This window comes from Pseudomonas sp. SWI7, assembly GCF_006351945.1.
Taxonomy (GTDB): Bacteria; Pseudomonadota; Gammaproteobacteria; order Pseudomonadales; family Pseudomonadaceae; genus Aquipseudomonas; species Aquipseudomonas fulva.
On record NZ_CP040930.1, the window covers coordinates 1,427,422 to 1,448,493 of the forward strand.

The following is a 21,072-nucleotide window of genomic DNA, read 5'->3' on the forward strand; positions in this document are numbered from 1 at the left end:
GCCAACAGGCCTCAGGGGTTAAGGTGGTACCACTGCACCCACCCGCCGACGCCCGCACCATGACCGATATCGAGCGCTACCTGCGCGCCGCCACGCGTGACAACACCCGCCGCAGCTACCAGGCGGCAGTGGATCATTTCGAAACCCAATGGGGCGGTTTTCTACCGGCCACCGCCGAAAGCATCGCCCGATACCTGGCCGACCACGCCCAGCAGCATGCGGTCAGCACCCTGCGCCAGCGCCTGGCGGCCCTCAGCCAGTGGCACATCAGCCAAGGTTTCCCCGACCCCACCAAAGCGCCGGTGGTGCGCCAGGTACTGCGGGGCATCCGCACGCTTCATCCCACCCCGCCCAGGCAGGCAGCACCCTTGTTGCTGCAACATTTGCAAACGGCCGTGACCTGCTTCGAGCAAGAGGCCCGCCAAGCACAGGCAAGCCACGATGTGGCCGGCCTGCGCCGCGCCCGGCGCGACACGGCATTGCTGCTGATAGGGTTCTGGCGTGGCTTTCGCGGCGATGAACTGGCACGCTTGCGGGTCGAACGCATCCAGGCCGAAGCGGGCGTGGGTATCACGCTGTTCGTGCCGCGCAGTAAAGGCGACCGCGAGGCACTGGGCGTACAGCATCGCACCCCTGCCCTCAAGGCACTGTGCCCGGTAACGGCCTACCTGCAATGGGTGCAGGTAGCCGGCATCGCCCACGGCCCCGTGTTCCGCAAGCTCGACCGCTGGGGCAACCTCGGTGACCAACCGCTCAACAGCAACAGCCTGGTGGGCCTGCTGCGGCGCATGTTGACCCGCGCCCAAGTGCCAGCAGCGCTGTATACCGGTCATTCACTGCGTCGCGGCTTTGCCACCTGGGCCAGCGCCAATGGCTGGGAGCTCAAGTCGCTCATGAGCTACGTGGGCTGGAAGGATGCCAAGTCCGCGCTGCGTTACATCGATTCGACGCAACGCTTCGGTGACCTGGCCCTGTTGCCCAGCACACCCCTGCCGGTGCTGGCACCCTGAGCTGCGCCCTTTATTGGCTCAGACGCGCTTGAGGCAGGCCCACAGCCGACCGATGTCGCAGGCGCGGGCTTGAAGCAAGCGGGCGGTGTCGCGGCACGCCTGGTCCAAGGTCATGGGCCCATCCACTAGCGCAAAGGCGGCATCTACGCCATGAGCATACAGCTGCTGGTAGCCCTCGCCGAGCATGCCCGCCAGCACGATCACCGGCACGCCATGACGCTTGGCGACCCGGGCCACCCCCATCGGCGTCTTGCCGCGCAGGGTCTGGGCATCGAAGCGGCCTTCCCCGGTCACCACCAGGTCCGCGTCCCTGACATGAGCTTGCAGGCCCGCCAGTTCGGCCACCACTTCCACACCGGCTCGGAACTGGGCACCCATGAAGGCCTTGGCCGCAAAGCCCATGCCTCCGGCGGCGCCGCAACCTGGGTAATCGCGCACATCCTGGCCCAGCAAGCGGGCGCAGTGGTCGGCGAAGTGACCGAGCGCCTGGTCCAAGGCCTGAACCTGCTGCGCGCTGGCACCCTTCTGCGGCCCGAATATGGCCGATGCGCCTTGTGGGCCGCACAACGGGTTGTCGACATCGGCCGCCACTTCGAACTGCACGTGCGCCAGACGCGGGTCCAGCTGGCTGGCATCGAGCCGCGCCAGGTCACCCAGGGCCAGGCCACCCTCGGCCAGTGGTTGATCGTCTGCATCCAGCAAACGCAGGCCCAAGGCGCGCAGCATGCCACTGCCAGCATCGTTGGTGGCACTGCCGCCGATCGCCAGCACCACGCGCTGCGCGCCAGCGTCGAGCGCCGCGGCAACCAGCTCGCCGGTGCCCCAGGTGCAACTGCGGCAAGCGTCGCGCTGCCCGGTGGGCACCTGTTGCAGGCCACTGGCCTGGGCCATTTCGATGATTGCGGTGCGGCTCTGGGGCAGCCAGCCCCAGCCTGCCTCAACAGCCGTGCCCAACGGGCCGCGCACGGTAAGCCGGCGCAGCTCGCCGTCGCTGGCGGCGAGAATGGCCTGCATCGTGCCTTCGCCACCGTCGGCCATGGGGCACTCGATCAACTGGGCGTCGGGCAACGCTTTGGCCAGGCCAGCGGCGATGGCGCGCGCCACGTCGGCCGCCTCGAGGCTGTCCTTGAACGAGTCAGGCGCGATGACGATCTTCATGATGATTCTCCTGTCCGGGTAGCGGCATGCTGACAGCTGACCAGCAAGGCGGCGTCGGTCAAATGCACAAACCGCCCGACAGATTGTTTGGGCAGATGCCAGCGCCCGGCGGCCCTGCCCAGCCAGTGCGCGCTATCGGGTAGGCAGCAATTGCAGCCCCAGGTACAAACTAAGCAGGCCTTCCAGGCGCATCGGGTCCACCTCGCCCAGCTCGGCGATACGTTCAAGCCTGTAACGCAGGCTGTTGCGGTGAATACCCAGCGCCTCGGCACAGGCCTGGCTCTGACCATCGTGGGCGCACCAGGCGCGCAGCGTGGCCAGCAATTGCCCGCTGCTGTCGCGGGCCTGGATGCGCAGCAACGGCTCGAGCAGTTCGTCAAGCGCCTCATCGTTGCGATGGCGCCAGAGCAAGGCTGGCAGGCGGTAGCGCTGCAAGCTCAGCAGCCGTTCCTGGGGCACCACCTCACGCCCATAGGCCAGCAGGTCGCGCACACGCCGGTAGCCGCGGCGCAGCTGCTCAAGGCCCTGCGCGGCAGTACCCATGGCCAAGCGCTCAACTGCCCAACCGTGCCGCTCTATGCGCTCGACCAGCCGTGCAGCCTCCAGCGCCACGCCTGCCGGGCGACACCACAGCAGCGAGTGGCGCGCTGGGCTGACGCACCAACTGTCCGGGTAACGGCTCATCAGCCAGCTTGCCAGCGCCTCGGCGTCGGGCCCACTGGCCAGCTCGAACAGACAGGGAATGCGCGGTAGTTGCGGCTTGAGCCCCAACTGGCGCGCTTCGTCCAGCAGCCGCGAGGCGTCGCCGGTTCCGCCCAGCAGCAGGGCCAGCAAATCGTCGCAGCGCTGTTTGCGCCACTGCTGGTCAGCCTGCAGGTGACGCTGGGCCAGCAGCATTTCGGCGGTCATGCGCACCAGCTCGGCATACACCCGAACCTGCTGCGGATCACCCGTCAAGCCCAGCACGCCCATCAGCCGGTCGTCGAGCATCAGGGGCAGGTTCACCCCCGGCTGCACGCCCTTGAGGCAGCGTGCCGCTTCCTGGTCAAGCTCCACGATGCGGCCATTGGCAAGCACCAACTGGGCGCCTTCGTGCCGCGTGTTGACGCGCTCTGGTTCGCCGCTGCCCAGGATCAGGCCGTGGCTGTCCATGACGTTGACGTTGCAGGGCAGAATCGCCATGGCACGGTCTACGATATCCTGTGCCAGGTCGTGGTCGAGTTCGAACATTCAACGGTCCTTGAGGGCGTGCGGTTGGGCTCGGGCACAGCAGCAAGGCCCATGGCTTGTGCAAAAGCACAAAGACAGCCACGCCGCCGTCCCCGAGACTCGTTCAAGCGAGCGCCGGAACAGGCGACGCGGTGACAACCATAACAACAGAGAACCCGATCATGGCACACAGCCCCGCCCCTGACCAAGGCACGGACACCACCCGCAATGCGCTGTACCGGCGCATCACCCTGCGGCTGATTCCGTTCATTTTCATCTGCTACCTGTTCAACTACCTCGACCGCGTCAATGTCGGCTTCGCCAAGCTGCAGATGCTCGACGCGCTCAAATTCAGCGAAACCGTCTACGGCCTCGGCGCCGGCATCTTCTTCATCGGCTATGTCCTGTGCGGCCTTCCCAGCAACCTGGCGCTCAACCGCTTCGGCCCACGGCGCTGGATCGCCTTGATGATGATTGCCTGGGGCAGCTTGTCCACCTGCTTGCTGTTCGTGACGACCCCCACCGAGTTCTATGCCCTGCGCCTGCTCACAGGCGCCGCCGAGGCAGGCTTCTTCCCGGGTGTGGTGCTGTACCTTTCGCGCTGGTTCCCCGGTGCGCGACGTGGCCGCATCATGGCGTTGTTCATGTCCGCGATCCCGGTCTCGGGTCTGTTGGGCAGCCCGTTTTCCGGCTGGATCCTCGAACACTTCGCCGCCGGGCAACATGGCCTTGCCGGCTGGCAATGGATGTTCCTGATTCAAGGGCTGCCAACCGTTGCGCTCGGCGTGCTGGCGGTGTTCCTGCTCAGCGATGGCTATCAGAAGGCGACCTGGCTGAGCGATGAGCAGCGCCGGCTGATTGCCGCCGACCTGCAGGCCGATGCCGACAGCAAGCCGCCTACCACCGGCGACAGCGTCCTGGCCGTGCTGGCCAACCCACTGATCTGGACCTTCGGCTTCATCTACTTCTGCATCCAGAGCGGTGTGTACGCCATCAACTTCTGGCTGCCCTCGATCATCAAGAACATGGGCTTCGACAACCCCTTGCTCATTGGCTGGCTGAGCGCCATTCCCTACTTGCTGGCCGGAGTCTTCATGATCCTGTGCGGGCGCTCGGCGGACCTTCGCAACGAGCGCCGCTGGCACTTGGTAGTGCCAATGCTGATGGGCGCCGTGGGCCTGCTGATGGCCGTGAATTTCGCGGCCACCCCGGCGATCGCCATCCTTGGCCTGTCCATCGCCACCATGGGCGCCCTCACTGGCCTACCCATGTTCTGGCCGATGCCCACGGCGTTGCTTAGCGCAGGTGCGGCCGTGGCAGGCCTGGCCCTGATCAACTCGGTGGGCCAGATGGCGGGCTTTCTCAGCCCTTACCTGGTCGGGTTCATCAAGGACCAGACCGGCTCGACCGACGCTGCCCTCTACGCCCTGGCGGCGTTGATCGTGCTGGGTAGCCTGGTGGCCCTGCGCGCCACCCGTACTCGTCTGCCGGCGCCTGCCATAGCCGACTGACGGTCGCGTCAACAGCGCTTCCTTGCATTGGGTCATCCAGACCCGTGCAAGGAAGGCTGATCATCTTGTTCCCTGTACAGCACTCCAGTCGTCAGCTCGACGCAGCCCGTTCGGGTAAATCGGCGTCGAACCGTTCCAGAGGCCCCCTTTGGAGAATTCACCATGACCGAATACGCCGTGGCCCGGCTGGCCGACCTCGATGAACACACCCCTTTGCGCGTGGAAGCCGGTAACGAAGAGCTGATCATCGTGCGTCAGGGTGATCAGGTTCGTGCTTTTCAGGGTAACTGTCCTCATGCAGGAGCGCCGCTGGACGAGGGCCGCGTCTGCGGCGGCTTGCTGATCTGCCCCTGGCACAAGGCCGCGTTCGCCGTGGACGAGGGCGCCGTGTGCGAGCCCCCTGCCCTGACCGACCTGCGCCGCTACAAGGCCTGGGTCAAGGATGACCAGGTGTGGGTGGACGACCGCCCTTTGCCCAGGGCGCGCCCGCCCCGGCACAGCGATGCGCGGTGTTTCGTGGTGCTGGGAGCCGGTGCGGCAGGCAGCGCCGCTGTGGTCACCTTGCTCCGCCATGGCTTCAATGGCCGCCTGGTGTGGATCGACCAGGAGCGCCAGCCGGCCTACGACCGCACGGCCCTGAGCAAATTCGTGCTCGCAGGCCAAATGGCCCCGGATGAGGTGCCGATGCTGCTGGAGCCTGATGATCTGCGCATCGGTCAACTGGAGCGTCGGCACGCCAAGGTCCGTTCACTCAATGCCCAGAAACGCCAGCTCCTGCTGGCCGACGGCCAACGCATCGACTATGACGCCTGTTTGCTCGCTACGGGCGCCAAGGCGCAGCGCCCGGATATCCCGGGGCGCGACCTGCCTGGGGTCTTCACCTTGCGTTCGCGCGCGGACGCTGCGCAACTGCTCGATGCCGTGGAACCGGGCAAACCGGTTGTGATCGTGGGCGACAGTTTCATCGGCCTGGAAGCAGCCTCGGCGTTAAGCGAATACGGTGCCAAGGTCCACGTGATTGGACGGCATGAAGTTCCGCTGGCCAAGCAACTGGGCGAGCGTATCGGGCGGGCGATCCGTGCCTTGCACGCGCGCAAGGGCGTCACGTTCCATGGCCCGACCCAGGTGACGGCGATCGAAGGCGATGGTCAGGTCGAAGCGGTCATGCTCGGCAGCGGCGAGCGAGTGCACTGCCAGGTGGTGCTGCTGGGAACGGGGGTAGCTCCGGCCACGGCTTTTCTCAATGGCGTAGCGCTGGCCGATGACCTTTCCGTGCCGGTCAACGGTGAAATGCAGGTGACCGAAGGCTTGTGGGCTGTGGGTGACATGGCCACCTTCCCCCTCGCCGGCCAACCGGTGCGCATTGAGCACTGGCGGCTGGCGCAGCAGCACGGCGTCATCGCGGCAGCAAACATGCTGGGCGAGCAACGCCGCTACGCCGACGTGCCGTTTTTCTGGACCTATCACCATGGGCAGCGGTTCGAAGTGCTGGGCCACGCCCGACAGTGGGACGCCATCACCTTCGTTGGCACGCCGGAGAGCGGTGATTTCATTGCACTGCAATGCCTGGAGGATCAGGTGCAGGCCGTGGTCGCCAAGGGTTACGCCTCAGCCATGATGCAGTTGTCGCAACGCATGAAGCGCCCGCTCACCACCGCCGAGGCACTCGAACTGATCCACTGACAAGGCTTGCCCTGCGCCCGGGCTGGTAGCGCGCCATCAGCTATGGTTATCTTCACCTTCGATAACAATAACTGTGGAGCGCCCATGCCCGCTCATAATCCTGCCTCGGAACTGGCGGCCTTCGTCGACAGTCACTTCGGCCACCGCGGCTTGGTCCCGGAAACGGTGATCGCCGAATCCTGGTACCGCAGCGTCACCCAGCACCGCCTGGACCCGAGCGTGCACCCAACGGACAACATCCTCAGCGCCGCCGAAATCCGCCAGCTGCAAGCCCAACACCAAGCCTACCTGACCCTCGCCAGCCAAGGCGTGAGTGGTTTGGCCCGGCGGGTAGCGGATGCAGGTTTCGCCGTCTTGCTCAGCGATGCGGCAGGGGTCACGCTTGATGCTCGCCTACCTGCCGACACCGGGCGCTTCACAGGTTCCGGGCTGGTGGTGGGGGCGCGCTGGGACGAGTCCATCGCCGGCACGAACGGGATAGGCACCGCGCTGGCCTCGCAACAGGCACTGACCATTCACCGTCAGGAACATTTCCTGGCCAGCAATGCCCGGCTCAGTTGCTCGGTCTCACCGATCTTCGACAGCCACAACCACCTGCTCGGTTGCCTGAACGCGACCTGCTTGTATGACGATGGTCCCAAGCAGGCCCAGCACCTGACCCTGCAGTTGGTGACGCTGTACGCCCGCCTGATCGAAAACGCACACTTTCGCCAGCGTTACCGCGACTGCCTGACCCTCGCGGTCAAGCCCTGCGACGGCGATGCGGACCTGGTAGCCGAGCAACTGCTGGCACTCGACGAGGGTGGCCGTATCGTCGGTGCCAACCGGGCCGCATTCAGCAACAACCCCCATGCCCTGCTCGGGCTGCGCATCGAGCATGTGTTAAGCGCCGATATCGACCAGCTGCTGGCCCTGACCCAGGGCGGTGCTCGGGGCGCGCAATTGTACGATGCCAGCCAGGTCAAGGGCCTTGAGGTGGGCCTGCGAGTGCCGCGCGCTTATCGCGCTTGTGCCCCGGCCGCACCGGCGGCATCTGCCAACGCGCATCCGACACTCGACCAACTGGCAGGCGGCGACCCCCAGCTTCAGCACGCCGTGACGCGCCTGCGCAAGGTGCTGGACAAGGACATCGCGCTGCTGCTCAGCGGTGAAACCGGCACGGGCAAGGAAGCGTTCGCTCGCGCCCTGCACCAGGCAAGCGCCCGAAGCGCCCGGCCTTTCGTGGCGCTCAATTGCGCCGCCATTCCAGAAGCGCTGATCGAAAGCGAGCTATTCGGCTACCGGGCCGGCAGCTTCACCGGGGCAGACCGCAAGGGCATGAAAGGCAAGCTGGAACAGGCCAATGGCGGCACGCTGTTTCTCGATGAAATAGGCGACATGCCTGCCGATCTGCAAACCCGCCTGCTACGGGTACTGGCGGAACGGGAGCTGGTTGCGCTGGGGGCGACCACGCCGGTAAGGCTGGATATTCAGGTGATATCGGCGACGCATCAGGACCTGGTTGCCAGTATCGCCACCCACCAGTTCCGAGAGGACCTCTACTACCGACTCTGCGGCATGCGTATCACCCTGCCGGCGCTGCGCGAACGCAGTGATCGGGCGCAGGTGATCGAGGGTGTTCTAGCACGTTTGGCGCCGGGGCTGCACCTCTCGGCCCAAGCACGCGCCGCGCTGCTGGCCTATCCTTGGCCGGGCAATATTCGCCAACTGCTCAATGCCCTGCGCCAGGGCGCTGCCCTGGCCGAAGACGGGTGCATCGAGCTGGCCGACCTGCCCGCCGAGTTGCAGCAAGCGCAGGTCGAACCAGGCAGGACGATCTGCGCAGCGCCGCGCCTTGGGCAGCAGGTGGAAGAGGCCGAGGCCGACCACCTGCTGGCGCTGTTGCGGCGCAACCAGTGGAACATGAGTGCCGCCGCCCAGGCCGCTGGCATCTCGCGGTCCACGCTGTACCGCAAGATCAAGCGCCACGGCATCGTGCAACCGAATCGCCAGGGCAACTGAGCCCAGTGCCCCGCCACGCCGGGGCACTGGCCACGGCTGGGCTTCAACCCTGGATGTAGACCACCTGCGTGCGCGTGTACTCGTAGAGCCCGTGCTTACCGTCCGCCCCACCAATGCCCGACTTGCGGGCCCCGGCGTGGAAGCCTTGCATGGCCTCGAAGTTTTCGCGGTTGATGTAGGTCTCGCCGAAGTCGATTTCCCGGCACGCCTTGAGCGCGGCGTTCAGATCGCGGGTGTAGAGTGACGAGGTCAGCCCGTACTCGCTGTCGTTGGCCAAGGCAATGGCTTCGTCCAGGTCCTCCACCACCTGAATTGGCAACACCGGCCCGAAGATTTCCTTGCGCATGATCTCCATGTCGGCCGTGCAGCCTGCCAGCACGGTGGGCTGATAGTGAAAACCGCTGCCAAGGTCAGCCACCTGCCCGCCCGTGACCACCTGCGCGCCTTGGGTCTGGGCAGTGCGCACCATCTGCGCCACCTTGTCCAGGCCGGCCCGGTTGATCAACGGTCCCATGTGCAGGTCCTGCTGCGTCGATGGGTCGCCATAGCGTGTGGCGGCCATCGCCTGGGCCACCTGATCGATGAACCGATCGGCCACCTGGCGCGCCACATAAACACGCTCTGCGCAGTTGCACACCTGCCCGGTGTTGATCACCCGCGAGGCGACGATCGCGTTGACTGCCAGGTCCAGGTCGGCATCGGCCAACACGATGGCAGGCGCCTTGCCGCCCAGCTCCAGGTTCAGCTTGGTGATGTTCGGCGCCGCCGCTGCCATGATCCGCGCACCGGTCGCCACGCTGCCGGTGAAACTGACCATGTCCACGCCCGGGTGACTGGACAGGCCGTGGCCCACGGCGGCGCCTGTGCCGCCGACCACGTTGAACACCCCGGGTGGCAGGCCGGTCTCGGCCACCAGGCGGGCGAACGCGTAGCAGTTGATCGGGGTTTCCTCACTCGGCTTGACCACGATGGTGTTGCCGGTAATGAGCGCCGGCGCCATCTTGCGGGCGATCAGGAAAAAGGGGAAGTTCCACGGCAGGATGCCTGCCACCACGCCCACGGGCTTGCGCATGAGAAACACGTGTTCGGCCTGACGGTCGCTGGTCAACACCTCGCCTTCCAGGCGTCGCGCCCATTCGGCCATGTAGTCCAGGTAATCGGCCGTGAAGCCGACTTCCACCTGGGCCAGGGCCGGCACCTTGCCGCCTTCCAGGGTGATGGTCCGGGCCAGCTGATCGGCATTGGCCCGTATCCGGTTCGCGATGGCGCGCAGGTAGCCTGCGCGTTCCTGCGCAGGCCGGGCTGCCCAGGCGCGCTGAGCCCGGCGTGCCGCGCTCACGGCCTGGTCGACCTGGGCCTGCGAAGACTCCGGCACGCGACCGAGCAACTGGCCATTGGCCGGGTTATGAACCTCGAGCAGGGCTTCACCGGGTTCGAACCGGTTGTCGATGAAGTTCTGGTAGACCGAATCGTTCATGGGCATTTCACTCCTGTGGGGCATTGTCAGCCAGCGATGAAGGGGTTGCCGGACGGGCGCTGAACCGCTTCCAGACCTCGCCTTCCTCCTGCAAATCGTGAGCACGCTTGATCAGGTATTGATGGACCTGCTCGACTTGCTCAGGGTTGAGGTTGTCGGCAAACGAGGGCATGCCATCGGGCACCCTGCCGCCGTAGAGAATCCCGAGGAACATCTGGTGCTTGTCGGCGCCCAGCTTGCGCAGGTCGGGCAGGACCCCGCCGCTGACAGCATGGATGCCATGGCACTGGGAGCAGTTGCCGTCGTACAGCGCAGCGCCTGCAGCGACCGTCTCGGCATTGGCGGTCAAAGGTGGCGGCTTGGGCGCATCGGCAGGCGGGGCCGGCTCGCGCAGCTTGGCCGTGCCGCCCAGCTTGTAGGTCAGCACCTGTGCATAGGGCTGCACGCCTGCACGCAAAGAGAGTGCGCCAGCGAACGTGGAAAATGCGCCGCCCCAGCCAGCCATGAACGTGACGTATTGCTCGCCGTCGACGGCATAGGTGATCGGTGCGGCCATCACGCCGCTGGCCGCAGGCGCTTCCCACAGCTTCTTGCCGGTTTCGGCGGCATAAGCAATGACCCGGCCGTCGGCGCTGCCTTCGAACACCAGGTTGCCGGCCGTGCTCAAGGTGCCACCATTGAAGATCGTGATGTACGGCACTTCCCAGGCAGGCGCCTGCTTTACCGGGTCCCAGGCAATCAGTTTGCCTGACCAGGTCTTGGCCATGTCCAGCAGCCCTTCGGCGCCTTCGGGCATCATGCCGGTACGCAGCCCCAACTGGTAGACGCTCTTGAACGGGTTGCGCTTGGGCGCTTCTGGCACGTGCTCATAGTAGGCCGACATGATGTGGGCCGGGATGTACACCAGCCCCGTCTGCGGGTTGTACGACATCGGGTGCCAGTCGTGTGCCCCCCAGAACGCCGGAGTCACCAGCTTGCGCTTGCCGTCCTTCCAGTAGGCCGCTGCCTCGTCGTCGACGATGGGCCGGCCGGTCTTCATGTCGATGCCTTTGGCCCAGTTCACCGGCACGATGTTCTTGGCCGACAGCAACTCGCCGGTTTCCCGGTCCAGCACGTAGAAGAAGCCATTCTTGGGCGCTTGCATCAGCACCTTGCGCGGCTTGCCGTCGATGGGCAGCTCGGCCAGGATCATGTGCTGGGTGGCCGTGAAGTCCCAGGCGTCGCCGGGCGTGGTCTGGTAGTGCCAGGCGTACTCGCCGGTATCGGCGTTCACCGCCACGATCGAGGACAGGAACAAGTTGTCGCCCTTGGCCTGGCTGCGCCATTTGGGGTCCCACATCGCGCCGTTGCCCACGCCGATGTACAGCAGGTTCAGCTGCGGATCGTAGGCAAAGGAATCCCAGGCGGTGCCGCCGCCGCCCCACTCGACATAGGCATCCCCGTGCCAGGTCTTGCTGGCGATCTGCATGGCTTTATCCTCAGGCGGCAGCTTCGGATCGCCCGGTACGGTGTAGAACCGCCATGCCTGGCGCCCGGTCTCGGCATCGTAGGCGGTGACGTAGCCACGTACGCCGAATTCGGCGCCGCCATTGCCAATCACCACCTTGCCGTTGACCACCCGCGGCGCACCGGTGATGGTGTAGCTGCGCTTGGTATCGGCGCGGGTATCGACCGACCAGACCCGCTTGCCGGTCTTGGCATCGATGGCCTCCAGGCGACCGTCCAGCACACCCACATAGACCTTGCCCTGCCACACCGCCACGCCCCTGTTGACCGCATCGCAGCAGGCTTCGCCGGCACGGTTGCGGTCGGACTGCGGATCGTACTTCCACAGCAGCTGGCCGTTGCGCGCATCCAGCGCGTACACCACCGAGAACGGCCCCGTGGTGTACATCACCCCATCGACCACGATGGGGGTCGCCTCCACGCCGCGGTCCAGGTCGAGCTTGTAGCTCCACGCCAGCCCCAGCTGGCCCACGTTGCTCTGGTCGATAGTCTTGAGGGGGCTGAAGCGTTGCTCGTCGTACGTGCGGCCATGGCTCATCCAGTTGCCGGGCTCTTTGTCCGCATCAATGATGCGTTGCCCATCGACACCGGCGGCGAAGGCCAGGGGTGTCCAGCTGAGAGCCAGGGCCAAGCAGCCGCGTGCAAGGCGTTGGGGGCCTGATCGATTCATGCACTGTTCTCCGTTCTTGTTATGGCGACGCTGCGACGAGCGTCAGTCCAAACAAGAGCAACGGCTGTGCCAAACGGCCGGCTGACGGCCGCAGATACCGCAGTAGAGCCTTCGAGCCGTCAGTGGGGAGGGGCTGGATACGGGCAAATGCTCGACACAGTTGCGTCAACCCTGGGTCAACCGTGGCACAGGTGTGTCACAGCCCAAGCGTGCTCAAGGCTTTGATCAGCAAAAGGTGTAGCGGGTAAAAACCATAGGCCCAGCGACCCACAGCTGGCACGCGATGCCATCGGCAGTGCAACAGGCCGTTGCCGACCGCAATGGCCACGGCGGCAACCGCCAGGGTGACCCAGGTGAAGTGGGCGCCCAGGTGCGTCATCAACCAGCTGTTGGTCAAGTTGCCGGCCACCGCCAGCACGCACGGCACAAGCCACATTGCGCCCCCACAGCGGTAGGCAAGTACGCAGGCGGCGGGCAGCAGTACCCCTGGCAGGCCGTACATCAGGCACGGGCTGCCAGTCCAAGCCGCGCCCAGCGCGACCAACCCCAGCAGCCGCGCGGCTGCCTGGGTATGCTGCACGCTCCAGGCCACCAGCAGGCCCAACAACAGCGTCGGCATTACGCTGAACGTGGTCGAACCGCTGTCCAGCCAGCGGTAGGCAGGCTCGGACAGCACGGTGAACAGCAGCATCAGCCCCAGATACCGCCCATGGTGGCGATCGAGCGGCGTGTCAGGCTCGCGCCGCACCACGTTCATGGCCATGGCCAGGCAAAAGAGCGGAAACGCCAGTCGGCCAACCACGAACAGGCCGTGGGCCTGCGGCCAGACGAAGCGTAGGTGGTCGGCGAGCATCGCCAGCATTGCCAGCCATTTGACCAGGTCCAGCCCGGCTGAGCGCACTGGGCGCTACTCCCCCTGCCCTTGCCCAGGCGCTGCAATGCGCGCGGTCCAGGCGGCCAAGGGTAGCGGGGGCTGCTGGAAGACGATGCGGCGCCAGATCAACCCCAGCGCCTGCCCGTCGAACAGGTCGCGCGGGCCGCTGGCTGTGTGCACGGCCGGTTGCTGCACCTGCCAGCGGCCCTGCTCGCCCTGCCGGGCCATGTCGAAGCGGAACGTGTAGTTGCCCGGCGTACCCATGCGCAGGTCGGTCACCACCAGCCGGTCGCCGACCTGGTCGTAGCGCAGCCAGTCGTCGGTGAACCAGCGCAGCCGCTGGTGCAGCGGATCGTTTGCCAGCACCTGGGCCAGAGGCAGGTTGCGGTTCAGGCGCAGCATCTCCGGCGACTCGCGGTCCAACAGGCTACTGACCCCCTCGTAATAGACGCCGTCCGGCGCCTTGGCCAATACCCGCCAGACCAGACTGTTGAACGCCATGGGCACTGCCCGTACCTCGTTCACGGTCACGCCCTTGGCATCGAGCGCGGCCTGGAAACGGTGTTCGGCCAGGGTACGGCTGGCCAGGCCTAAGCCCAGGTAAGCGGTGCTCAAGCCCAGCGCAACGGCCATGAACCGTACCGCCCGGGCGTGGGTGCCGCGCACGGCGGCGTACGCCACCGCCACCAGCAGCGGCACGGTATACACCGGATCGATGATGAACACGGCCGCCCAGCTTTGCGGGGTCACGTGCAAGGGCCACAGCAACTGGGTGCCGTACACGGTGAACGCGTCGAGCACGGGGTGGGTCACCAACACCAGCCAGAATGTCAGGAACAACCGGGGCAGCGTGTAGCCTTTGTCCGGCCAGGTCCTGTTCACCAGCCACGCCAGAAGCGCTGCCAGCGCGGTCAGCACGAACACTGAATGGGAAAAGCCGCGGTGGTAGGTCATCTGCGAGACCGGGTCGGCATAACGGATGATCACGTCCAAGTCCGGCAGTGTGGCCAACGCAGCGCCGTAGACCAGGGCCCTACGGCCCTGAATGCGCCCCAACAGTGTGCCTTGCAACGCAGCGCCAAGAACAGCTTGGGTTATCGAGTCCAAATCAAAGCCTTCGTCAGGAGGGTGTTGGGCCACGCTACCTGCTTGCGGGGCGCTTGCGCAATCGGCGGACGGTGCGCAGGCCCGCGCTGGAAACAGCTTGCAAAAAAGCTGGTCCGCCGGCTGGTAATATTTCTTACATCTGAGCTGCAGCATTTGATAGAACTACGCCACGTTGCTTGTACTTTCCCGCGCCTTGACCCTTTCCGAGATCCCCAACATCCGTATGTCTACCCGGTTGCTCTGCGCCCTACGCCGTCGCTGGTTCACCTGGCTGTGCGCCGCCGCCTTGGTGCTCGCCCTGCCGGCCGGCTGCTCGGTCTTGCAGCACAAGGAACGCGAGCTGGTATTTCGCATCGAGCCAGGCCAGGCCAGTTGGTTTCATGGCCTGCCCGGCGGTGTCCAGGAGCTGGACCTGCGCCCGCGCACTTTCGCCGATAACCAGAGCCTGCATGCCTGGTGGTGGCCGGCAAGACGCGCCGATGCCCCGGCCATCCTTTACCTGCACGGTGTGCGCTGGAACCTTACCGGCCAGCTGTTTCGCATCGAACAGCTGCACGCCATGGGCTATGCGGTGCTGGCGGTGGACTACCGCGGCTTTGGCCGCAGCCGAGGGGACTTGCCTTCCGAAGCCACCGTGTACGAGGACGCTCGCGTGGCTTGGGAGCGTTTCGCCCAACTGCAACCTGATGCGAGCAAACGTCTGATCTACGGGCACTCCCTGGGGGGCGCCGTAGCGGTCGACCTGGCGCGCACGCTCGCCCGTGAAGCCCGAGACACGCGCACCCCTGCCCCGGCGCGAGGGCTGATCCTGGAGTCCACGTTCACCTCGTTGGGCGATGTGGCAGGCGTGGTCGCCAATACATCGCTGCCGGTGCGCTGGCTGCTGTCGCAGAAGTTCGATTCACTGGGCAAAATTGGCGATATCGACCTGCCGGTGCTGCTGGTCCATGGCCTGGACGACCGCTACGTGCCCTCGCGTTTCAGCCAGCGGCTGTTCGAGGCCGCGCGCGAACCCAAGACGCTGTTGCTGGTGCCAGGTGCGACACACAACAACAGCATGAGCCTGGCCGGGCAGCGTTATCGCAAGGCGATACAGGCCCTGTTCCAGGCGCGGCAGGTCACTGTACCGGCAGGAAATTCATCAACAGCAGGCTTTGCGCATAATTGAGGCCGATACGGCGGTAGCGCTCGTCGAGCAGCTCGGCCAGCAAGTCCAGGCGGGCCACCACCTTGCCAAATTCCACGGCAAAACTCAGGTTGCTGCCCTCCTCCGAAATCTCGTTGGAGAACAGCAACAGCACACCGTTGGCGTCCTGCCGCTGGCTCAGCATCCAGGTGGCTTTCTCGATGTTGCGCGCGGCGTTGTTGATGAACAACGGGTCGAGGGTGTCGGTCATGTAGAACGCGGTGCGTCCGCCGTGGGCGGTGATCAGCATACTGCCGATGGCGTAGATGAACGCACCCACACGATCACCGCGAAATTCCGGGCTCAAGGCATAGCTCAAGGCAGCCAGGTCGCGGCGATTGCCCAGTTGCGCCAGGGGTTGGCGCTGTTCGATGGCCAGGCGGATCTGGCGCTCGGCCGTGGCCGCGTCCAGGTAGCCCGAGCGTTGCAACTGGTTGGGATTGCGCAGGTACAGCTTGTTCATCAGCAGGTAGAGGCTTTGCAGGTTGTCGCGCATCGACAAGGTCGCCAGGCGGTCCACACTGGTCTGGAACAGCTCGCTGGGCTTGCCTTCGCCCAGCTGGTTGACGATGTCGCGCCCCTGCTGCTGAGTGCAGGCGCACAGGCTGGCCAAGATGCCTGCCAACAGCAGGCGAACTATCGTGGAGCAACTGCACACTACCATCGGCACCGGTTCGTTTTCGGCGGCCGCCGCGGGGATCGCGGCAGCCTGGGCCTAGCATAGAGCCCCGAAAGCCAAAAAAGTGCGGCATGCGCCAGCAGGTGTAGCTACCTGAACTACATCGCGCCGCGCAGCAGCTCAACGACCTGGGCATGCAGGTCCGGATCACCGCAGGCCACCACGCAGCCGCCTTGCTGAGCGCTGCTGCCGTCCCAGGCCGTGATCACGCCGCCCGCGCCCTCGATGATGGGCATGAGTGCCTGCACGTCATAGGGCTGCAAGCTGGCTTCGACGATGACATCCACAAAGCCCGAGGCCAGCATGCAATAGGCGTAGCAATCCCCACCGTAGCGCATCAGCCGTGCCTGGCTGGCCACGTGCTCGAACGCAGCCTTGCGCGCAGGCGTATCGAACATGTCAGGGGTGGTGCACATCAAGGTGGCCGCTGCCAGCGCTTTGCAGGCGCGGGTCTTTAGCGCTCGCGTGCCCGACCAGGCACCTTCGGGCGTGCCGATGAACCGTTCGCCGGTAAAAGGTTGGTTCATCACCCCCACCACAGGCCGGGCACCGTCGTTGAGCGCGATCAACGTGCCCCACAACGGCAGGCCGGTGATGAAGGCGCGGGTGCCGTCGATCGGGTCGAGCACCCAGGTCAACGGGCTGCTGCCCACGGCCACGCCCGCCTCTTCACCAAGGATGCCATGGTCTGGGTAGCGCGCCTGGATCCGCTCGCGCATCGCGTCCTCGGCCGCCTTGTCGGCCACGGTCACCGGGTCGTACAACCGGCCGCCTTTGTCCTCGACCTCCAGGCTTGCACGAAAGTAAGGCGTGATGGCAGCGCTCGCAGCATCGGCCAACTGCTCGGCAAATCCACGGAACTCGGCAATCTGTTCAGCGCTCAGGGGCATGAAAATGGGCCTTGTGCTAGTCAGGGAGGCGGCATGATAGCAAACCCGCTGATCGGCATGGCGTCCGCAGGAGATATCAATATGGCATCATCCAGGCTGCATTTAGCCAAGGCTTGCTCGTTGTACTAGCATACCCCTCACGCACCGATGCAGGCCCAGGATGAGGGCTTGCACTACAGCCGGGCTTGTGCCCTGGCCTCAAGGACGATTCGATGAGCATCAATTCCATCTATCCGCAGATCGGCAAGATCATTGCCAGCACCGGCAGCCGCCAGTTTCCCCGCCTGCTGCATGACCTGATTCAGGCTCACCTGTGCATCGACGCCACGCAGATCCGCCAGCTGCCACGCTCACCTAGCGAAACCACCGTACTCGACGAAACCGTGTTCTCGTGCGATCAACCCACGGCCACCGCCTCGGATGACCCTTCGCGCCTGCACCGTATCCGCGCCAGTGACGCGCGGGTCGAGATTCGCGTACTGCGCGCCGACACCACCTATGGCTTCTCCCCCCTGGAGCGCAATAGGCTCGAAGCCATCACGCCCCTGGTGCTGCCGATGCTGGAGAAACACCTGCGTGCCCTGCAACCCACCGTGCAGCGCAACAGCCACGACAGCCTGGAGCAGCGGTTCGTCGAACGCCTGGCCCAAACAGGCCTCAAGCTTTCCGAACGCGAGCGCCAGGTCTGCCTAGGGTTGCTGGCCGGTCAAACGGCCCCCGAGCAGGCCGACCGGCTTGGCCTGCGCGTGAACACCGTCGAAAGTTACCTGCGCCGGGCCGTGATCAAGCTGGGCATCGGCGGGCGGCATTCGCTGATGCGCTGGATGCACGCCTAGGCATCGGTCGACCGGCATCGCAGGTGGTTCAGTCCCGTGCCAGTGCTTCGATGGGGTCCAGGCGAGCCGCATTGCGCGCTGGCACGAAGCCGAACACCACACCGATCAAGGTCGAGCAGGCGAACGCCATCACGATCGAGGCTGGGGAGAACACCATTTCCCATTGCTTGACGAACAGCTCGAACAGGTAGCCCACCGCGTAGGACAACCCCACGCCCACGACCCCGCCCAACAGGCAGACCATGACCGCTTCCACCAGAAACTGCTGGCGGATGTCGGCCTGACGGGCACCAACGGCCATGCGTATGCCGATTTCACGGGTACGTTCGGTCACCGACACCAGCATGATGTTCATCACCCCTATGCCGCCCACCACCAGCGAGATCACCGCGATCAGCGACAGCAGCAAGGTCAGGGATCGACTGGTCTTCTGTACGGTCTGCATGATGCTGTCCAGGTTGTTGGTGAAGAAGTCCTTGCTGCCGTGACGCTGCAGCAGTACACGGCTGACCTCCTCCTCGACCCGCTTGCTGGGCACCCCGTCCTTGATCCGCACGCTGATGCTGTCCAGGTGACGCTGTCCCAGCACCCGTCCGGCAGCCGTCTCGTACGGCACCCAGATGTTCAGCTGGTTGCTGGCCACGAACAGGTTCTTGTTGCGCGCCGTCACACCGATCACGGTACAGGGCAGATTACCGACCAGGATCACCTGCCCAAGGGGGTCGGTGGTCGGGCCGAACAGGCGCTCGCGGGTGTTATGGTCGATGACCACGACCTGGGCCTGGCGCCGCGCATCATCGGCGCTGAACACGATGCCCGCTGCCAGTGGGATGTTGCGCACCTGAAAGTAGTGCTCGCTGACGCCATTGAGCTGCACATCCACGTCCAGGTTGCGATAGCGCACCAGCGTGCCCTGGCCGATCACAGGGGTTGCGCTGTCGACGTAGTACAAGGCGTTGAGCGCCGCCACATCCGCCGGCACCAACGTTTCAATGTTCCTGGCCCGGCTGTCGCCGAAGTTGCTCCCCGAATACACATCGATGGTGTTGCTGCCGATGGCCTGGATGTCCTTGAGTACGTACCCCTTGGCCCCTTCGCCGATGGCTGAAATCGACACCACCGAAGTGATACCGATGATGATCCCGAGCATGGTCAGCAAGGTGCGCATGCGGTGTGACACCAAGGCCAGCCAGGCCATCTTGAACGCCTCGCGGAACATGCCCAGGCTTGCCAACAGGCGATGTCCCCGCTTGCGTGCCGGCGTCGGCGCCACGGCCCGTGCAGGCACCGTGTCAGCAACCTTGCGCCGATCGCTGACGATCTGGCCGTCGCTGACTTCGATGATGCGCTCGGCGTGCGCGGCCACGTGCGGGTCATGGGTGACGAGGATCACGGTGTGACCCGAGGCGTGCAGCTCCAGCAGAATCTTCATGACCTCCTTGCCGCTGGCGCTGTCCAGCGCGCCTGTGGGTTCGTCCGCCAGGATCACCTGCCCTCCATTGATCAATGCCCGGCATATGCTCACCCGTTGCTGCTGGCCTCCCGACAGCTGGCTGGGCCGGTGGTGCAAGTGCTCGCCAAGCCCAAGCCGGCTCAGCAGCGTCTGGGCGCGTTCATGGCGCCATTGCAGGTCCATGCCGGCGTACACGGCAGGGATCTCGACGTTGTGCAGGGCGTCCAGGTGCGGCAGCAGGTGGTAGCGCTGGAAAATGAACCCGAAGTGATCGCGACGCAGGGCGGCCAGGGCATCGACGTCAAGGTCCCGGGTTTGCTGGCCATCGACCTTGTAACTGCCAGTGCTGGCATTGTCCAGGCAGCCCAGAATGTTCATCAGCGTGGACTTGCCAGAGCCCGATGCGCCGATGATAGCGACCAGTTCACCACGGTGAATCTGCAGGTTGATGCCCTTGAGCGCGAGAAAGGCCCGCTCGCCGGCCTGGAAGCTGCGGGTAATGCCCTCCAGGCAAAGCAAGGGTTCGCCCTGCCCCGTTGCCTGGCACAGGGGGGCAGTGGGTTGCACGTTCATGTTCATGCTCAGGCTCCCGAATCGCCGGTAATCGGCTCGCCAATCACCACCCGGTCACCTTCGTCGAGGCCCTGCTCGATCTGTACCCGAACATTATTGTTGATCCCCACCACCACCTTGCGCTGCTCGGCGAAGCCCTTGTCGTCGAGCACCCGCACGGCGAAGCGGCCGTCCGCCTCGCGCCCACCCAGTGCCGCCACCGGCACGGTCAGAACCTTTTGCGCGGTATCGAGCACGATGTGCACTTGCGCAGTCATGGCGATGCGCAGGCGGTGGTCCGGGTTGGGCACCTCGAACAGGGCGTTGTAGAACACCGCGCCAGTTGGCTTGCCGGCCCCGCCCTCTGCCTTGTCGCTACTCTGGGCGTAGTGCTGTGGGGCAGGCTCGGTGCCGCGCAGCTTGGCGTAGTAGCGTTTGTCTTCCCCCAGGATGGTGAAATACACCGCCTGGCCCGGCGTGATGTGAATCACATCCGCTTCCGAGACCTGCGCCTTGACGGTCATGGTGTCCAGGTTGGCCAGCTTGAGCAGCACCGGGGCCAGCTGGTTGGCGATCACCGTCTGCCCTTCCTGAGTAACGATGCCCACCACGTGGCCTGTGATCGGCGCGTTGATGCGGGTATAGCCCAGGTTGACCCGGGCCGTGTCAATTTCCACCTGAGCGCTGCGGATCTGCGCATCGAGCGAGCCCACGGCAGCCTGCTGGACCTGATAGTCGGCCTCGGCCTTTTCATATTCCTGACGCGAGACCGAGGCATCGATTTGCAGTTCTCGATAGCGTTCATAGACCCCTTTGGCCTGCTTGAGCTGGGCCAGGGTCGAGCGCCGTTGGGCCTGCAGTTTCTGCTCGTCCACCTCCGCTTGGCGCAGGGTGTTGCGTAGCACCAGCGGGTCTATCTCGGCCAGCCACTGGCCTTCGGTGACCTTGTCGCCCAGCTTCACCTTGAGCGATTTCAGCTGACCGGAAACCTGGGCGCCCACATCCACCTGTTTGATCCCTTCGAGCACGCCGGTGGCCAGTACCGCATTCTCGATGTCGGCACGCTCGACCTGGGCGGTGATGTACTGCGGTGCCTTGGCCGGGGCCTGGACCGCATACAGGCCAATGCCCGCTACCACGGCAATGCCCAGCCCGATGCCCCATTTGCGCAGTTTGGTTTTGTCCATGGACACGCGTAATTCCTTTGTTTGACAAGACTGCACCGAGACCTGGCAGCGGCGGGCTCGCCCACCGGCCGCCAGGTAACCGG

Annotated in this window: 16 protein-coding genes; 6 read left to right on the forward strand and 10 right to left on the reverse strand. The window is 65.1% G+C overall.

Annotated features, from left to right (window positions below):
- Positions 1–23: 23 nt before the first annotated feature.
- Positions 24–1,010 (forward strand): site-specific integrase, encoded by a 987-nt coding sequence (locus FH041_RS06370; RefSeq protein ID WP_140174275.1) that lies wholly within the window; start codon positions 24–26, stop codon positions 1,008–1,010.
- An 18-nt stretch (positions 1,011–1,028) separates the two neighbouring features.
- On the opposite strand, the gene FH041_RS06375 is transcribed toward FH041_RS06370, so the two are convergent.
- Positions 1,029–2,168, reverse strand: a complete 1,140-nt coding sequence (locus tag FH041_RS06375; RefSeq protein ID WP_028687510.1) for a glycerate kinase — start codon at positions 2,166–2,168, stop codon at positions 1,029–1,031.
- Positions 2,169–2,300: 132 nt separating this feature from the next.
- A complete protein-coding gene (locus FH041_RS06380; protein WP_028687509.1) occupies positions 2,301–3,398 on the reverse strand; it encodes a sugar diacid recognition domain-containing protein in 1,098 nt (365 codons plus the stop codon).
- Positions 3,399–3,559: 161 nt separating this feature from the next.
- On the opposite strand from FH041_RS06380, the gene FH041_RS06385 reads away from it, so the two are divergent.
- The 3 genes from FH041_RS06385 to FH041_RS06395 all read left to right on the forward strand — a co-directional run bounded on the left by FH041_RS06385 (position 3,560) and on the right by FH041_RS06395 (position 8,572).
- A complete protein-coding gene (locus FH041_RS06385; RefSeq protein WP_027915625.1) occupies positions 3,560–4,888 on the forward strand; it encodes an MFS transporter in 1,329 nt (442 codons plus the stop codon).
- A gap of 162 nt (positions 4,889–5,050) precedes the next feature.
- The gene (locus FH041_RS06390; protein WP_088523653.1) at positions 5,051–6,571 is read left to right on the forward strand and encodes an FAD-dependent oxidoreductase; all 1,521 of its coding nucleotides are present in this window, start codon (positions 5,051–5,053) and stop codon (positions 6,569–6,571) included.
- Positions 6,572–6,655: 84 nt separating this feature from the next.
- The gene (locus tag FH041_RS06395; RefSeq protein ID WP_088523654.1) at positions 6,656–8,572 is read left to right on the forward strand and encodes a sigma-54-dependent Fis family transcriptional regulator; all 1,917 of its coding nucleotides are present in this window, start codon (positions 6,656–6,658) and stop codon (positions 8,570–8,572) included.
- Between the two features lie 43 nt (positions 8,573–8,615).
- Here FH041_RS06395 and aldA read toward each other — a convergent pair whose 3' ends face one another.
- From aldA to FH041_RS06415, 4 genes are all read right to left on the reverse strand, one after another.
- Positions 8,616–10,049 (reverse strand): aldehyde dehydrogenase, encoded by a 1,434-nt coding sequence (gene aldA / locus FH041_RS06400; protein ID WP_088523660.1) that lies wholly within the window; start codon positions 10,047–10,049, stop codon positions 8,616–8,618.
- 7 nt (positions 10,050–10,056) lie between these two features.
- On the reverse strand, positions 10,057–12,225 hold the full coding sequence (locus tag FH041_RS06405; protein ID WP_059184021.1) for a PQQ-dependent dehydrogenase, methanol/ethanol family: 2,169 nt from the start codon (positions 12,223–12,225) through the stop codon (positions 10,057–10,059).
- 196 nt (positions 12,226–12,421) lie between these two features.
- A complete protein-coding gene (locus tag FH041_RS06410) occupies positions 12,422–13,126 on the reverse strand; it encodes a TraX family protein (protein ID WP_088523656.1) in 705 nt (234 codons plus the stop codon).
- A 6-nt stretch (positions 13,127–13,132) separates the two neighbouring features.
- Positions 13,133–14,206, reverse strand: a complete 1,074-nt coding sequence (locus tag FH041_RS06415) for a metal-dependent hydrolase (protein ID WP_028687503.1) — start codon at positions 14,204–14,206, stop codon at positions 13,133–13,135.
- Between the two features lie 223 nt (positions 14,207–14,429).
- On the opposite strand from FH041_RS06415, the gene FH041_RS06420 reads away from it, so the two are divergent.
- Positions 14,430–15,374, forward strand: coding sequence for an alpha/beta hydrolase (locus FH041_RS06420; protein WP_028687502.1), 945 nt, complete (start codon positions 14,430–14,432; stop codon positions 15,372–15,374).
- On the opposite strand, the gene FH041_RS06425 is transcribed toward FH041_RS06420, so the two are convergent.
- The gene (locus FH041_RS06425; protein ID WP_028687501.1) at positions 15,325–16,056 is read right to left on the reverse strand and encodes a hypothetical protein; all 732 of its coding nucleotides are present in this window, start codon (positions 16,054–16,056) and stop codon (positions 15,325–15,327) included. The two genes, FH041_RS06420 and FH041_RS06425, sit on opposite strands and share 50 nt — an antisense overlap.
- A 113-nt stretch (positions 16,057–16,169) precedes the next feature.
- Positions 16,170–16,961, reverse strand: coding sequence for a histidinol-phosphatase (gene hisN, locus FH041_RS06430; protein WP_027915634.1), 792 nt, complete (start codon positions 16,959–16,961; stop codon positions 16,170–16,172).
- A gap of 212 nt (positions 16,962–17,173) precedes the next feature.
- On the opposite strand from hisN, the gene FH041_RS06435 reads away from it, so the two are divergent.
- Complete coding sequence (locus tag FH041_RS06435; RefSeq protein WP_219859649.1) at positions 17,174–17,797, forward strand: helix-turn-helix transcriptional regulator; 624 nt, start codon at positions 17,174–17,176, stop codon at positions 17,795–17,797.
- 28 nt (positions 17,798–17,825) lie between these two features.
- Here the strand turns inward: FH041_RS06435 and FH041_RS06440 are convergent, their stop codons facing one another.
- Entirely contained in the window at positions 17,826–19,829 is a 2,004-nt protein-coding gene (locus FH041_RS06440; RefSeq protein WP_050587349.1) for a MacB family efflux pump subunit, read from the reverse strand.
- Between the two features lie 2 nt (positions 19,830–19,831).
- A complete protein-coding gene (gene macA, locus FH041_RS06445; protein ID WP_027915637.1) occupies positions 19,832–20,989 on the reverse strand; it encodes a macrolide transporter subunit MacA in 1,158 nt (385 codons plus the stop codon).
- Positions 20,990–21,072 lie beyond the last annotated feature (83 nt).